Raw genomic sequence first — 15831 nt, forward strand, 5'->3', positions numbered from 1 at the left:
CGATGGAACAATGGAAAATACGTATTCTCTCCGGTGTTCATTCTGGTGTTGAAGTTAATTTACCGTCTGGCAGCTTCGTTCTAGGTAGTGATGACTTCATTGCTGATGTGGTTTTGACGGACTCGGGAATTAAAGCAAGTCACCTAACCATTGAAACAAATGAAGAGGGACCACTTCTACTTAATGCAGAAGAAGTGAAAGTGGATGGTGACAGTGTCACTCTATCTAGTGAGGGTTTAATCCTAGCCCGCCAGTCTTTAGTGAGTATCGGAAGCCTTCGCTTTTCTATTGGTTATGTTGAAGACGATCTCTTTATTGAATCCGATTCTAGAGAACCACAAAGTGGAGAAATAGCGAGTACTCAGAAAACGACGATAAGCTGGAAAAAAGTAATATCCGTTGGTTTGTTATGTAGTTTACTGCCAAGCGCCATTTTAGCTGGTATTTGGTGGGAACAAACTCAGACGCACGATCAGGAAGTCATCGCTGAAGCTGAACCCATTGTTTTAGTACGTAACACCCTGAAGGAACTTCAGTTAAACGATATCCGCGTGGAGTGGAATGCGACTGAACAGCAAGCGGTATTGGATGGTTATATCGAAGATCGCACTCAGCAATTGAATCTGCTCGATAAAATAGATGCTCTTGGTATTAACTACAAAAGTGATTTGCGAACCATGGAAGAAATTCGGCGTGGTGTGAAATTTATTTTACGCAACCTTGGTTATCATCAGGTAAAAGTTGAGAACGGTGAAGAAAGAGGGACAGTACTTTTAACGGGGTACATCGACGATGCCAGTCGTTGGAGTCAAGTTGAACAGATTCTAGAGCGAGATGTGCCGGGTTTAATTGCTTGGAAAGTCGAATTAAAAAGAGCAGGGGCCTATATGGATACCCTAAAAACATTACTGACGGAAGCGAATTTACTCACTCAAGTGCAACTGGTGACCAATGATGACAGAATTGAAATTCGTGGTGATCTTGATGATCTAGAAACAACTCGGTTTTATGGCGTAACTCGCCAGTTCCGTGAACAATACGGAGAAAAACCTTATTTGGTTTTAAAATCTATTCCAAAGGTAAGCAAGGGGAAGAATATCGATTTCCCTTTCAAAAGTGTCAATTTTGGTGAGGTTCCTTATGTAATCCTTACGGATAATATTCGTTATGTTGTTGGCGCCAAAACGCCGCAAGGCTATCGAATATCCAGTATAACAGCGGATGGTATTGAGCTAGTCAAAGCTGGACAAATAATTAGTATCGACTTAGGTCATGAGGGCAATGGTCGCAATGACAAATCTTGAAGAAATACTCGACAATGATTCAGATGGCAAAGCAAAACGCGATGTTATTGAACGGTTGGATCAAGCTCAATTCGCAGTTAAGCGTAAGCTTGATATGGGATGCTCACCTAAAGAGTATCAGGTATTAATGAGCCAATATGAAGCTTATCAAGCGGCAAAGTCGGTGATTGATCAATATTAACTGATAAAGCATTTTGAGCTCGCATACTTTATTGAAATAAATTCAAATTAATACAAAGGAAAATCTATGCCTTCTTATTACGATCCTAGTAACGGTGTCAATCTTGATGCCGTCAAAGATAAACTGGCACAGCAAGCTAAAGAAGCAAACGAGGCGGTAAACACAGCGATTGATAACTTAAGTTCGAGTGCTGATGATCCTTCAAAGCTTGCTGAGCTGCAGCACGCTATTAATAAATGGTCAGTGATATATAACATTGCATCTACAACGACACGCTCTATTAAAGATGTTATGCAGTCCATTTTACAAAAGGTGTAATCGATGGAACAAGAAATGCGGTTGTTGCTTGCTGAAATTGCATTGATGGCAACAGGTATGCATCAACATAAAGAAGCAAATCTTATCGCTGATAGCCTTGAGAAGAGTGCAGCTTCTAAAGAAGTCATTGCTATGATTCGCTCAATGAGTTTGATGAATAGAGGTTTGTACCATGATGCATATCGACTGCTCGCTCCTCTCTGCACGGATTTTCCAGATCTTATTAGCTTAGCGGCATTAGCAGCGGGTAAAGCGGGGTTACTTAATCAAGCCGAGAGCTTACTGCAAACGGCATTGCAGGGTAACCAGCAATCACAAGAGTTTGCTCAGTCCTATCTTCGTGATATTAGGTGTGCTTAATGAAGGTTGAGTCTCAAGGAAGCATCGTGCCATTGAGGCAAGAGGTCCATCAGGCTTCTTATGATCAACGAGATGCCAATAAAATGCATAGTATTATGACCCGGAATAAGAACAGTGCAGATTTCTATTCAAAGAATGTAGTGACTGAGAGTGCCTCAGCTCCGTCAGGTTATAAGCAGGTCAAAAATTGGTATGAAGAGTTCAAGCAAGATGGACATTTTGACTTAAAGTCTCTGATGCGTTCTTTGAATAAGACCTTTAACAATCAGCATGATGTAAGAAATGCTCTTTGGTATAGCTACAATCAAGAATTGGCTGCAAAGGGAACTGAAAACGCTTCTCCTGTTTTGTTCAATGTACTGGAGGAAGAACTACTCGGTACTTTTAGCGCTTCCATCATGACAGATATTCCTCAGACTCGAGAAGATCTCAAAGCACGGTTAGCTGATTTTTATCATCTAGGGGCTCATAAAGAGCAAGCGCTTTTCCATACTTGGGCTGAATTGAAGTCTCAACCAGACATGGCAGCAACGGTCGATATAATTCGTACTGAACTTGGTCATGTCATCACAATGAACGCTCTTGCAAAAAATTTCATGACAAATAGTCATAAAATTGAATTGGAATAGGAAAACTTATGATTGATTCTCCCTTCACTGAAGTCATGCAAACGAGTTTAGAGCAGATACAAGATGCACATGCAGATGAAGCATTAACAGAACGTTTTGAACAAGCGATGTCTCGCCCAGAAGCCAATGATGGGGTTGAAGATGGGTTAGTAAAAAGCATTAGTGAACTTAAGCATGATTTAGATTCAGCCAAGCGCGACCTTAAAGATAATATGCAGTTGGTCGGTAACGATCCAGCACAGCTTATGCAAATGCAGTGGGCATTAACACGGATTACTTTTCAGGAAGAATTGATTGCAAAAACGGTAGGTAAGACTGTGCAAAATATAGAAACCTTGGTAAAAGCGCAGTAACTCCTCATGTAGCCCCAAATAGCCTCGTTTTGAATGAAGCATCTTGAGCGCACTTGACCATTTATACCTAATAGCAAATGCGCTAGCGAGCGGACACTAGTTTAGAAAAAACATTATGATGATAAATATAACACGTTCATTTTTCTTGTTACTTTGTTTGATACTGGTGGGGTGTCAGTCAGAGCTTTACACCAATATCAGTCAGCAAGAAGGCAACGAAATGTTGTCCATTCTCCTTTCAGAAGGAGTGAATGCAAGTAAAGAACCCGGTAAAGATAATACAATTAATCTGATGGTTGATAGTTCTCAAATGGCCTTTGCTGTCGATACTCTAAAGCGTAAAGGGTACCCCAAAGAAAAGTTCTCAACATTGAAAGAAGTCTTTCCTAAAGATGATCTAATTTCTTCACCTTTGGCGGAGCGTGCCCGACTGATTTATGCAAAATCACAAGAACTTTCATCGACACTATCACAAATTGATGGTGTGCTTGTCGCGCGTGTACATGTTGTTTTAGAAACCGAAAATTTACGACCAGGTGAAAGAGCAACGCCTGCTTCTGCATCTGTATTTATTAAGCATGCGGCTGACATTGCCCTCGACTCTTACGTGCCTCAAATCAAACTGTTGGTTAATAACAGTATTGAAGGACTTAACTATGATCGTATTAGTGTCGTGATGGTGCCTTCATCAGAAGTAAGAGTGGCCTCTAAGGGTAATCAGCTTGAGACAGTTTTGTCTGTTCGCGTGACTAAGGGCACCGCCAATCGGTTAATCGGTATTGTGGTATTCCTGCTTTTACTTTTAATCGCTTCTAATGTGGCGACTTATTTCTGGACTCGTAGGATCACTCATCGTGGCTGATGATAACTTATCAGAGGCTCAGCGCTTACACCAATTCAACTTTTGTCCCGCTCAATATATGCATAGCAGTTGGCTACGCGAAAGTCAGCCTTGGTTGACAAAAATCACAGGTTGGCGGACAAATGCTTTGGTCAATCAATGGTGTTTAGAAAATTGGACATTATCACCCGTTGCAGAACATCATTTTCACCATCCTTATTCCAGTTTGGTGCTGCTTCCGTGTAAAGAGCTTAATAAATTACTTTTAACGGTAGGAGGTGTGATGTATAGCCAAGCGATGCGACAAGTTGTACTTAAAGAACCAAAGCAGTGTCTGAATAATGTATTTGGTCTTGAAGAAGTCAAATTTCTAACCCAGCAAGGCCCTATGCTGATTGCTCAATGGCCCAATGATTGGCAAAGGTCGCTTCCTAACAGCTTTGATGAGCAAAGCTTAGCAGAGGAAGCATTATTTATAGGTTACCTGTGGTTCAAATCTTTGCTTTCATCTTTGCCGAGCAGCCTTCTAAAAAGGTGTCAGTTTAAATTAGATATAAAGTTTGCAATGGCAGAGGAAAATGCTGACTGGTTGAATACAGAAAATCATGATCTCGCTTATCGATTAATAAAAAAAATTGCTAAACAGGTAATTCCTCAATGTTTTCATTTGTTGAAATAAAAACGGACAATTTAAAGCTCACTCCCGGGCTGAAAGTCCTAAAGGCACAAGACTACACACGCTATCTTGACTCACAACATTTAGTCGATGCTGCCAGTGCAAAAGCGGAAAGTATTATTCAGCAAGCCCAACAAGCCTATGAGGCTGAGAAACAACGTGGCTATCAAGCGGGAATGGAACAAGCAAAAGTGGAAAATGCTCAGATCCTCTTAGATACTCTGGCTAAGAGCAACCAATATTATCTTCAAGTTGAAAATAAAATGACAGAGGTAGTATTAGAAGCGGTACGTAAGATAATTAATACCTTTGATGATGTAGAAACAACCACTCGTGTTGTAAAAGAGGCCTTGTATCTGGTGAGTAACCAAAAACAAGTAATTTTACATGTGCACCCTGACCAAGTTTCAGAAGTCAAAGAAAATGTATCTACTGTATTAAGTGAGTTCCCAGAGGTCGGTTATGTTGATGTTGTTGCAGATGGACGATTGAAAAACGGTGGCTGTATTCTAGAAACAGAGGTCGGTATTATAGATGCGAGCATTGACGGACAGTTGCAAGCTTTGCGGCAAGCAATGAAAAAGCAACTGGGTGAACGGTAAGACAGTACTTATACCCAAATGACCTCAAGATGCTTGATTCGGTGCAATTTTACTTGGGGTTATATTCTTCCCTAATTTAAATAATAAAGTTTTTAGAATAAAAGCTTTATTGTAATTACACTTCTATATATTATCTCTATTTATTGCGCTATTATTAACTAAATTGGCTATTATAATTTATTTTTAAATCCCGTTAATTATTTAAATCTTTTAATAAACTCCATTAATATTAAAAGATGTTGCACCTTGTTAATGTTTTTTGTGTCTAGAGGTTGTCTATGCCCCCGAAAAAACTATCGCTTAGTTATTTTTTGTCTTTGGCTAAGATGTTGATTATGCTTGTTTTGACTTATGGCGTCATTCGAGCAGGGTTCTTTTTTTACAATCAAATCAACTTTGAGACTTTAAGTTCAACCACAATATTGAGTGCATTTCTACATGGTATTCGATTTGATTTGTCAGCCATATTAGCCGTCAATATCCCAGTCATTTTACTTGTATTTTTATTACCTTTATTCTTTAGAAATCAAAGTCGTGGCCTTAAACTTCTGCAAGTCTCCTTTTGGCTAGTTAATACCCCATTCATTATTTTTTCATTTATCGATATACTATACTATCCATTTACAGGTAAGCGAAATGGTCTTGAGGTTTTTGATTTATGGTTTGATATTAAAGATCAAATAGGGCAGTTATTTGCTCAGTATGCATTAATCTCATTAGGTTTTACCGTAGCATTAATTTCCATCATAAGAATTAGCCAATGTAAGCCATCGAAGTATACTATTAGTAGATCAAAATATGCGTTTTTGTTTTTGTTTACTGCAGTTGTTGTTGTGTTGGGGATACGGGGTGGTCTACAGACAAAACCGCTAAAAACGTATCATGCGCTTGCATGGCCGAGCGCGAATAGTGGAGATATCACTTTAAACAGCACCCTCGTCTTATTAAAGCGCGAGAAGACGAACTTGAACAAAAAGAATTGGTTTGCTACCGATGAGCTTGCATATCAAGCAATCAAGCCTAAGGTGAATAGCGCATCAACACGTATTTATAAGGGTACAGAAAAACCTAATGTCGTTATCATTATTTTAGAAAGCTACAGCCTTGAATTTGTCAAAGACTTACCCACACATGCGAGCTATACACCCTTTTTAAAATCACTCGCTGAAAAAGGACTTTATTTTGAAAATGGGTTTGCGAATGGCCGTGCTTCGATTGATGCTGTGCCGTCGATTCATTGGGGAATACCAAAGTTAATGAATTCTACTTTTGTTCGTTCTGAATATGTTTCAGATAAACTCTATGGTTTGCCAGAGATTATGCAAAACCATGGCTATCAAAGCATGTTTTTCCATGGCGCGAAAAATGGCTCGATGTTCTTTGATATCACGGCTGAACAGCTAGGGTTCGATAACTACTATGGCAGAACTCAGTATGATAAAGATAATCCTAATCACACTGACTTCGATGGCAAGTGGGGGATTTTCGATGAGCCGTTTTTGCAGTATGCAGCACAAGTTATGGGTCAAGTGAATCAACCTTTTTTATCAACGATCTTTACCATTAGCAATCATAACCCTTTTACACTGCCAAAAGAGTATAGAGAAACCTTAGCTGTTGACGACCCTGCGATGATCAGAACAGTTCGTTATGCTGATATCGCATTGCAGAAGTTTTTCGCTACGGCTGAGAAAATGCCTTGGTATGACAATACGTTGTTTGTTATCACTGCTGATCATACAGGTGAAAATGTTGATAGTGAATTCGCTACACAGCTGGGCAATCATCGAATACCTGTTTTGCTCTATACACCGAATAAGACGATTGGCGCTTTTAAGTCTGACAAAATTGTTCAGCAAATCGACATACCTGCAACAGTATTAGACTACGTTGGTCTCATGGATCAAGAAAAAGATAAGCTTTTACCATTTGGCCAGAGTATGCTGGCTCGTGACACAGTCGGTAGGGCGTTATTTTTTGAAAATAATCAGCATATTTTGCTACATGGCAATTCAGTCACCAGTATGCAAGTCGAAAATGATCAAATTAACACGGAGAAGTTAAATGAGTTTCTTATGCAAGTTCAGTCCGACGATACAATCACTCCGGAAGAATTACAAAAGCACCTCAAAGCATACATTCAAATTTATAACAATGGTTTAGTTGATAATTCATTTTTCAAATAGCGGTCATTCCCAGACAGCCCTTTATTGCGAGAGGCGACTCAGGTACAAAGTTATATACCCAAGTGACTTCAAGATGCTTGATTCAGTGACACGCTCCCAAAGGGCGAGTGCCCTTAACTCTCAGACTTTGTTAACGATTCTCAATGTAGAGCCACTATATCTTCGAATCGTTTCCGCGCCTGAGAGCTAAGGTCATCTCGCTGAACACAGTATCTTGAGGTTACTTGGGTATAGTAAGTATTAAAAATGTATCTTTTGAGCATTATTTTACCTTTTAAAGTGATGAAACTTGTCAATATTGGTAAATAGCCTGTAACGTAGGTATAATATCGTCCGTTTTAATTGTTAGAGTTCGGCACTTTTTCTGCCGGACCGAAGAAGTAAGGAATGATCATGAGTCAGTATGTTGTTTGCGCGCTTTACAAGTTTGTGGAACTAGAAAATTATCAGGAGTTACGCGAACCATTACTTGCCTTGATGGCAGAGCACAGCGTGCACGGAACGTTATTACTGGCGAGTGAAGGCATTAATGGAACTGTTGCAGCAAAGCGTGCCGGTATTGATGCGTTACTTGAATGGCTTAATGCAGAGCCACGTTTAAGTGGGACTGTTTACAAAGAATCTTTTTCAGAGTCTCAACCGTTTAACCGTACTAAAGTTAAACTTAAAAAAGAGATCGTAACGCTCGGTGTTGAAGGTATCGATCCTCGTTATGTTGTTGGTACGTATGTTAAACCACAAGACTGGAATGAACTGATCTCCGATCCTGAAGTATTTGTTGTCGATACTCGTAACGATTATGAAATTGAAGTCGGTACTTTTAAAGGTGCAGTGAACCCCAATACAGATACGTTCCGTGAGTTTCCTGACTATGTAAAAGAAAACATGGACCCAGAGAAGCACAAAAAAGTCGCGATGTTTTGTACTGGCGGAATCCGTTGTGAAAAATCGACCGCCTATATGAAAGAACAGGGCTTTGATGAGGTTTACCATCTTGAAGGCGGAATTCTTAAGTACCTTGAAGAAGTTTCTGAAGAAGAAAGCTTGTGGGAAGGAGACTGCTATGTTTTTGACGGTCGTGTTGCAGTAAACCACCAGTTAGAAAAAGCAGGCTACGATCTTTGTAATGCCTGTCGACTCCCTATTACGGAAGAAGACAAGCAATCTGAGCAGTTTGAGCAAGGGGTGAGTTGCCCGAAATGTTTTGGTAAGCATACCGAAGAGCAAATTGCCCGTTTCCGTGAGCGTGAAAAGCAAGTCAACCTTGCCGCGAAACGAGGTGAACAACATGTGGGTGGCGAAAGAGCGAAACAAAGCGAATTACGTCGTGCGGAAAAACTAGCCAAAAAATCGGCTCAACGCAAGCAAGCTTAAGCTTTACCCAGACTCATACCCGTTGTGAGACGGGTATGAGTTATTGAAAGTATATTCTAAATATGAGAACCACGCTTGTACAGCAGCGGTGATTATTTCTTAAAGCCAGTGCGCTCTCCTTCTACTCCTGCCGATTTTCCATTTTAATTAAAGCGCTCGCCTAATGATGAAGAATTGGTATACTTCGCATTCCAAACGTGGAGCTGCCTAATGTTCGATATTTTACACTCTCATCCAGACTTTGTTCTTATCAATAAACACCCCAATATTTCCGTCCATAAAGACGATGGCGATATTATGCTTCTACAGGAAGTAGCAAAGCAGACAGGAGATGAGAAACTGTATCTTATCCATCGTTTGGATAAGATGACGTCAGGATTACTCTTATTAGGCAGAAATTCTCAGGCTGCAAGTCAATTATCTCAAAAGTTTGCTGCTCGCCAAGTTGAAAAGTTTTACCTTGCGATAGGGGCGAAAAAACCCAAAAAGAAGCAAGGCTTGGTGATCGGAGATATGGAACGTACTCGACGCTCTGCTTGGAAACTAAATAACAGCAAACAAAATCCGGCCGTTACTCAGTTCTTTTCTCTCGCAGCAGAGCCAGGGGAGCGCCTTTTTTTGTGTAAGCCTCATACCGGTAAGACTCATCAAATTCGCGTTGCTTTGAAGTCAGTGGGATCTAGCATTGTTGGTGACCCTATTTACAACCCAGGTAGTGAAGCTGATCGTGGTTATCTGCACGCATTTTGCCTTTGCTTTTCGTACCAAGGTGAACAATTTCGCTTCGTGTGTGATCCAAGAAATTATGACACGCTAGGATATAAATGGCGTGATGAAGTCACCGCCGAAGGAATAAACTCATGGCTTTCGCCTTGGCAATTGAATTGGCCTACGTTGAAATAAACGATTTAAAAAATTGATAAGAGAATTCGATGCAAGCATCACAACTTCCGCTGTTTTTTCAGCATTTGAAATCAGAGCTAGACAAAGCTCCAAATGAAATTCGCCGCTTATTTCATGGTCGTGGTCGTCGATTTGAAGGCTTAGAACAATTGACTTGTGATTGGTTACAAGGGCAATTGATCGTTAATATCTTTAAGGCTGTGGATGACGACTTTATTGCAGGGATTAAACAAGGACTGAGTGCGTTAACAGACTCTATAGTATGGCAAAACAAGCAAGGTCGTTCGATCGTTATACAACACCGTTATGCCGATGGCTCGCCGTCTGAAGTGATCTATGGTGAATTAGAAGCCCAACCTATCGTTGTGGAAAATGAACTGCGCTATCAATTAGATATTGGGCGTAATCAGAACTTTGGTTTGTTTTTAGATATGCGCTTCGGACGTGAATGGGTCCGTAACAACGCGCAGCATAAAAACGTTCTTAATCTATTTGCCTATACTTGCGGTTTTTCCGTTGCTGCGATTGCTGGTGGTGCGGATAAGGTTGTTAATGTTGACATGGCTCGCGCTTCACTTACCAAAGGCCGAGAAAATCATAAATTAAATGACCATAACTTAAACAAAGTGAGCTTTATGGGGCATGACATTTTTAAGTCTTGGGGGAAAATAAAGAAAGCAGGTCAGTATGATTTGATTGTGATTGATCCGCCTTCTTTTCAAAAAGGAAGTTTTGCTCTTACCAAAGACTATAAAAAGATCCTGCGTCGCTTGCCGGATTTGCTGGCAGAGGGGGGGCAAGTCTTAGCGTGTGTCAATTCACCTTCAGTGACCTGTGACTTTCTGATTGAAAGTATGCAAGAAGAAGCACCAGAGTTAACCTTTTGTACACGCTTAGAAAACCCACCTGAGTTTATGGATGCAGATAGCCAAGCGGCATTAAAAGTTATGCTATTTATCTCTAAGTAACTTTAAGAGAATCTCTCTTGTGAGTTCGTTGTGAAAACTTGTCACATGGAAAGCACCAGAGTTAGAAACTTACTTCTTACAAAATAGCAGAAGGAAATGCTGCTTGAGGTTAGCTAAGTTCATAGACACATTTAACCTCAAGCAGCTTCTAGAAATAGAAAACTAGCGTGGAACCACACGAGCATCTTTGCCGTTCACATTAACTTGTACTGACTGACCTACCTGAAACATCATATTAGGGTTAGCTTCTTGTACAACCGATATGATTTTACCACTTTCTAAACGTACCGTTAGATTCACCCCGTTTCGCTTGCCAACTGCACCGGCCGCTTCACTACCCGCATATCCTCCTAATAAGCCAGCACCAATAGCGGCAATGTCAGAACCAGTACCGCCACCTATTTTCGAACCTAGGATACCACCAATTGCTGCACCTGCTATGGTACCGATAGCGTTGTTCTGAGAGGAAGAATCAATAGTGACAGGGGCAACTTTTTCAATCGTGCCATAGTATACCTGCTGTATTGTGCGAGTATCTTGTGAACCATATGCGTCACCATAGGGGTTTGGTGATGTACATCCAAATAATGCAGTAAGTGAAAGAATGAGAAGAAAAGAATGGTTGATGTGCCTTAGCATGTCGCCTCCAATTGATTGCGTTTACCCATTAGTATATGCAAGTAACGTCAACATTCAAACTGTAACAAAAATGTGTAACCTCTCATTTAACTCTATGTGCTAGCTAAAGTTTCTGTTTTGATATTAAGTATGAAATAGAAAGCGCTACTGTTCCCCTGTGAATGCGAAACATCTTATTAATTACTCGGGTGTATCTAAAGTCTTAAAACCAGCATAAATCCGAGTACACGTGGTAAACCAGCAAGCGCTACCAAACAAATAGGCAATAACAGCAAAGTGGGCTGGAAATAGACAGAAAAGAATGAAACAAGCAATAGTTTCTGTGCCTTCTGTTAGGCCGCTCATGTAATAAAGTGACTTATGCTGGTATGTAGGATTGTCAATACCTCGTTTTCCTGCCATAACCGCAAAGGCTAAAAAGCTGGAACCTGTGCCAATGAAAGCAAAGATTAAAAATGCACCTGCAACCGCATTTTGCTCCGGGTTGGCGAGAACAAAACCAAAAGGAATGAGAGAATAAAATAGGAAATCCAAACTGATATCGAGAAACCCACCCGCGTCCGTAATCCCCTGAATTCTGGCTAATGCACCGTCAAGCCCATCACAGATCCGATTGACCATGATAAAGGCTAACGCCCAACCGCAGTGTTCAAATACTAAAGCAGGTAAAGCGAAACAACCAACAATAAAGCCAAATAAGGTCATTTGGTTGGCTTTCACACCGCATTTATCAATCAGTATCGCACTTTGTGTTAATGGCCATTTGATGGCTTTAATGCTCAGTCTATCTAGCATTTTTTTCCTCCGTAGGCCAAGTGAGACATACCCCATCTTTTGGCACATCTTCAGTATCGTGTGTCACCATAAGGGCAGGGATATTGGCTTGTTGAAGTTGATTTTCAACCCAACTGCGAAAATGAGCGCGTAAATGCTTATCTAATTTACTATAGGGTTCATCGAGTAAAACGACTTGCGGTTTGGCTAAAAGCATGCGCATTAGCGCAATACGAGCTCGTTGTCCTCCTGAAACTTGTTCAGGGTATGACTCAGCGAGGTTAATGAGATCGATATTTTCGAGTGCTTCTAATGCTTGTATTTTTCGATGTGCACCTTTTATCGAGTTTGGGAGAGCGAAAGCGAGATTTTGCCATACTGTCAAATGAGGAAATAATAAAGAGTCTTGAAATAAAATGCCAATTTTGCGCTGATGTGGCGGTAGTATATCTAGGCGATTATTATCGAGAAAGATAGTTCCAGAATAGTTAAATTCAGGGGTTACATGACCCGCGATAACGTCTAGCAAAGTAGATTTACCACAGCCACTTGGTCCCATTAGGGTGAATATTTCTCCTTTTTTAACAACTAAATTAAAATTAGAGAGAAGAATTTCTCCACCTGCTTTTTTGATTGTAATGTTATTAATATGAAGACTCATAACTCAATGATATTTATTGGTTGAGATTGCGTAGATGCAAGCGATGATATTTAAACGCTAGGCGACTCACGATGAAAGCTAACGAAAAGAACAGCAGTGGTAGCAGTGCTTGCCAAATGGCATAAATAGCCGTTATACGTCTATCAAAACCACTGGATAAAGCAACAGCCTCGGTGGTGATGGTACTAATACGACCAGCACCAAGAATTAAGGTGGGTAGATACTGTGCTAAGCTGACGCTGGTGCCCACCGCCCAAGCAAAGCTAATAGCAGGAAATAAAATGGGCAGTTTTATCTTGAACCATATGTGTAACGGTGCTTTCCCCAAACTCAAAGCAGCCCGTGTGAGGTTCTGGTCATAACTTCGCCACGGACCATCAAGTGACAGGTATATGAAAGGGAAAGCAAAAAATACGTGAGACCAAGAGACCCAAAAAAGGTAGGCATTGGTTTCAAAATAGAGAGTAACAATCTGCATTCCAAATAAGACCGATAGCTGTGGTAATAGCATTGGCAATGCAATGAAATAATCAGGGATAGACAAACGGTAACGAAGGCGATATTCATGAGCAATGATGGCTAAAAATAGAGCAATTGAAGCGCTAATCACGGCCAGTAACAAGCTACTCTCTACGGTCTGAGCAACACTAAACCATTCATCTTGCCAAAAATGGAAACTATATCGACTTGGAAGTAAGTCTGGGAAGCGCCAACGTTGTGCAAAGCTCCATATCACAATCAATATTGCAATCAATACTGTATTCAAGGCAATGAACAAATACACACTTCTACCGAGTAATGGTAAGTGATAACGCCCGGAAAATTGCCAACACTTCCACCTACGTATGGCTGCATATTCGATGAGGTGTAATAAGCCAATTAATGAGCTGATAAGAGCAAGTAAGGTCATAGCACCGGCTGCAGCTCTTGGCATCAGTGATAAGTCTGGTTCGTTAAACCATTGCCAGACTAAAACCGCAAAAGTAGGCGGTTGAGTGGGGCCAATAACCAATGCAACATCGACCACAGAGGCACTATAAGCTAGGACGGCCATGAGCGGAAACCTCATTTTTACCAACCATTGAGGAAGAAGGCTCTTTAGCCAAGTCGAAGCATTATTATAGCCCAATGACGAACAGATTTTTTGTGTATCGCTCACTTTTAATTGTTGCAGTATCGGGATGCTCATTAACAGTAAAAAAGGCACTTCTTTTAAGGCCAGCATAAAGATAAGCCCCAAGCCATAAGGGTCTTTGACTAATAAAGCTAAGCTAGGGACGGCTTGTGCGTTTGGGTCATAACTAAACCAGTCATAAAAAATGCGAGATGCCATTCCTGTCGGTGCAAATAAAAAAGCGAAGCCTATGGCAAATGCGACATGCGGCATGGCCAAAAGTGGAGCAAGAGTACGTTCGATAAACCGCCAAATTTTACTATTCCAGGAGGCTTGCAAAATAGAAAAGGTCATTAAGCAAGCCAAGTAAGTACTGAGCAAGGCGGTATAAAGCGTTAGGCTAATTGAATGCCAGATGCCATGCCACTCAAAGACCTGACGAAAACCGTCAAGAGAAAAGTGATTGAGTCCCAGTATGGGTATATAGCTGAAAGAAGAGAGAACAACGCCCACTATACCGGGTACTAGAGGTAATAAACAAACCGCAATCACCAGTATGTAAAATAAAATTAGCATCTGGTTAAACTAGCTCCCGTAGCGCTTTAGCCATTCTTTCTCAAGTGCGTTCTGCCAGCTAGGGTGAGGTTCATTTATTGCGGTAAAAGAAGGAATGTTTTTGGCACTCCCTGTTAGGTATTGCTTATCCAATATCGAAGGATCTCCCCAGATCATGATATCTCCTTTCCTAGATTGTGCTTCCGGGCTAAGCAAAAAGTTAATGACGACCTTGGCTCCTTGAGCAGCACTGGCGTTCCATGGGATGGCTAAATAATGAATATTTGAAAGGGCTCCTTGTTTCATTGCAAAGGCTCGCGTTGTCTCTGCTAATTTTCCGCTGTATTGCGCTGAGAAAACGGCGTTAGGATTAAAGGTAATAGCCAAGTCTGTTTGGCCGTCATCTAATAGTTGAATCGCTTCTGCTGAACCAGCTGGAAACTGCTTGCCACCTCGCCATGCAACGCGATGAAATTCGTCTAAATAATCCCATAGAGGTTGAGTTACCTTGTTAAACACTTCTTTTGTGACTGGCTTTTGAAGTTCTGGGGCATTGTGGGAAAGTTCGATCAGCAATGATTTCAAAAAGCTAGTCCCATGAAACTCTGGTGGCTTGGGGTAAGTTAAACGATTCGGAAAGGCTTTTGCATAATTCAACATTTCTGAATAAGAGTTTGGTGGATTATTCAGGGTCTCTTGGTCATGAATAAAAACCAATTGTCCAATTCCCCATGGTGCTTCAAGGCCTTCAGTCGGTTCCGAGAAATCCATTGTTACTGGCAAAGATTTATCTACGTAATGCCAGTTAGGTAAGCTCTCAACAAATGGGCCTTGTAATAACTGGTTGTCTTTCATCGACTTGAAATTTTCGCCGTTAATCCAAACCATATCAACGCTGCCGTTTTGGTTTTTGTTTGCAATTTTTTCAGCGACCAAGCGCGACGCTGTTTCGGCAATATCAGTGACTTTAACGTGATGGAGGGTGACGTTGTAACGCTGCTTAACTTGTTGACCAACCCAACTGAGGTAACGATTGACTTCAGGGCTGCCGCCCCAGGCATGAAAGTAAACACGCTGTCCACTTGCTTGGTGTTCGATGCTTTGCCAATCTGTTGCTAAAGCGTTATTCGTTAGAGCAAGTGAAATCAGGCTAAAAGAACATAATTTATTGAATAAGCACTTCATAACTTTTCTCTTTTATGTGAAAGCTACCAACCATATCTTAATTCACTAAACATACATAACTAAAATTCGTCACTTTTTTTATACTTTATAACCTTATTGTTTTTTCTATAAACATATATACCCAAATGACCTCAAGAGGCTTGATTCAGAGCGAGTTCGTTTAGCTGAGCACGATATCTTGAGGGTACTTAAGTATAATCCTCTAATA

At 40.8% G+C, this 15831-nt stretch carries 18 protein-coding genes; 13 read left to right on the forward strand and 5 right to left on the reverse strand.

Features of this window, described 5'->3' with window-relative positions:
• Positions 1–2 precede the first annotated feature (2 nt).
• The 13 genes from sctD (at position 3) to BS333_RS06320 (ending at position 10695) form a co-directional block, all read left to right on the forward strand.
• Positions 3–1304, forward strand: a complete 1302-nt coding sequence (sctD, locus tag BS333_RS06260) for a type III secretion system inner membrane ring subunit SctD (protein ID WP_021708093.1) — start codon at positions 3–5, stop codon at positions 1302–1304.
• Positions 1291–1485: an EscE/YscE/SsaE family type III secretion system needle protein co-chaperone gene (locus BS333_RS06265; RefSeq protein ID WP_021708094.1), complete on the forward strand. Its 195-nt coding sequence runs from the start codon at positions 1291–1293 to the stop codon at positions 1483–1485. Before sctD ends, BS333_RS06265 begins: the two co-directional genes overlap by 14 nt.
• 66 nt (positions 1486–1551) lie before the next feature.
• Positions 1552–1803, forward strand: a complete 252-nt coding sequence (gene sctF / locus BS333_RS06270; protein ID WP_021708095.1) for a type III secretion system needle filament subunit SctF — start codon at positions 1552–1554, stop codon at positions 1801–1803.
• 3 nt (positions 1804–1806) lie between these two features.
• Positions 1807–2163 (forward strand): YscG family type III secretion system chaperone, encoded by a 357-nt coding sequence (locus BS333_RS06275; RefSeq protein ID WP_021708096.1) that lies wholly within the window; start codon positions 1807–1809, stop codon positions 2161–2163.
• Positions 2163–2792 carry a YopR/YscH family type III secretion effector gene (locus BS333_RS06280; protein WP_021708097.1) on the forward strand — a complete coding sequence of 210 codons (630 nt, stop codon included), beginning with the start codon at positions 2163–2165 and terminating at the stop codon, positions 2790–2792. The genes BS333_RS06275 and BS333_RS06280 overlap by 1 nt, the downstream gene beginning before the upstream one ends.
• 8 nt (positions 2793–2800) lie before the next feature.
• Entirely contained in the window at positions 2801–3145 is a 345-nt protein-coding gene (sctI, locus tag BS333_RS06285; RefSeq protein ID WP_021708098.1) for a type III secretion system inner rod subunit SctI, read from the forward strand.
• Between the two features lie 115 nt (positions 3146–3260).
• Positions 3261–4007 carry a type III secretion system inner membrane ring lipoprotein SctJ gene (sctJ, locus tag BS333_RS06290; protein WP_021708099.1) on the forward strand — a complete coding sequence of 249 codons (747 nt, stop codon included), beginning with the start codon at positions 3261–3263 and terminating at the stop codon, positions 4005–4007.
• The gene (gene vscK, locus BS333_RS06295) at positions 4000–4665 is read left to right on the forward strand and encodes a SctK family type III secretion system sorting platform protein VscK (RefSeq protein WP_021708100.1); all 666 of its coding nucleotides are present in this window, start codon (positions 4000–4002) and stop codon (positions 4663–4665) included. Before sctJ ends, vscK begins: the two co-directional genes overlap by 8 nt.
• Entirely contained in the window at positions 4644–5264 is a 621-nt protein-coding gene (locus BS333_RS06300; RefSeq protein WP_021708101.1) for an HrpE/YscL family type III secretion apparatus protein, read from the forward strand. The genes vscK and BS333_RS06300 overlap by 22 nt, the downstream gene beginning before the upstream one ends.
• 335 nt (positions 5265–5599) lie before the next feature.
• Positions 5600–7450 carry an LTA synthase family protein gene (locus BS333_RS06305; protein WP_033003161.1) on the forward strand — a complete coding sequence of 617 codons (1851 nt, stop codon included), beginning with the start codon at positions 5600–5602 and terminating at the stop codon, positions 7448–7450.
• A 393-nt stretch (positions 7451–7843) separates the two neighbouring features.
• The gene (gene trhO / locus BS333_RS06310) at positions 7844–8824 is read left to right on the forward strand and encodes an oxygen-dependent tRNA uridine(34) hydroxylase TrhO (protein WP_033003174.1); all 981 of its coding nucleotides are present in this window, start codon (positions 7844–7846) and stop codon (positions 8822–8824) included.
• 210 nt (positions 8825–9034) lie between these two features.
• Positions 9035–9727 carry a TIGR01621 family pseudouridine synthase gene (locus tag BS333_RS06315; protein WP_021708104.1) on the forward strand — a complete coding sequence of 231 codons (693 nt, stop codon included), beginning with the start codon at positions 9035–9037 and terminating at the stop codon, positions 9725–9727.
• Between the two features lie 29 nt (positions 9728–9756).
• Complete coding sequence (locus BS333_RS06320) at positions 9757–10695, forward strand: class I SAM-dependent methyltransferase (protein ID WP_021708105.1); 939 nt, start codon at positions 9757–9759, stop codon at positions 10693–10695.
• 162 nt (positions 10696–10857) lie between these two features.
• Here the strand turns inward: BS333_RS06320 and BS333_RS06325 are convergent, their stop codons facing one another.
• From BS333_RS06325 to BS333_RS06345, 5 genes are all read right to left on the reverse strand, one after another.
• Positions 10858–11334: an outer membrane lipoprotein gene (locus tag BS333_RS06325; RefSeq protein ID WP_021708106.1), complete on the reverse strand. Its 477-nt coding sequence runs from the start codon at positions 11332–11334 to the stop codon at positions 10858–10860.
• 180 nt (positions 11335–11514) lie between these two features.
• Complete coding sequence (locus tag BS333_RS06330) at positions 11515–12129, reverse strand: CDP-alcohol phosphatidyltransferase family protein (RefSeq protein WP_021708107.1); 615 nt, start codon at positions 12127–12129, stop codon at positions 11515–11517.
• Positions 12119–12769, reverse strand: a complete 651-nt coding sequence (locus BS333_RS06335; RefSeq protein WP_021708108.1) for an ATP-binding cassette domain-containing protein — start codon at positions 12767–12769, stop codon at positions 12119–12121. Before BS333_RS06335 ends, BS333_RS06330 begins: the two co-directional genes overlap by 11 nt.
• Before the next feature lie 13 nt (positions 12770–12782).
• Positions 12783–14459: an ABC transporter permease gene (locus BS333_RS06340; RefSeq protein ID WP_021708109.1), complete on the reverse strand. Its 1677-nt coding sequence runs from the start codon at positions 14457–14459 to the stop codon at positions 12783–12785.
• Positions 14460–14468: 9 nt separating this feature from the next.
• On the reverse strand, positions 14469–15623 hold the full coding sequence (locus BS333_RS06345) for an ABC transporter substrate-binding protein (RefSeq protein ID WP_021708110.1): 1155 nt from the start codon (positions 15621–15623) through the stop codon (positions 14469–14471).
• Between the last annotated feature and the right edge of the window lie 208 nt (positions 15624–15831).

The sequence above is a fragment of the Vibrio azureus genome, assembly GCF_002849855.1.
Lineage (GTDB): Bacteria > Pseudomonadota > Gammaproteobacteria > Enterobacterales > Vibrionaceae > Vibrio > Vibrio azureus.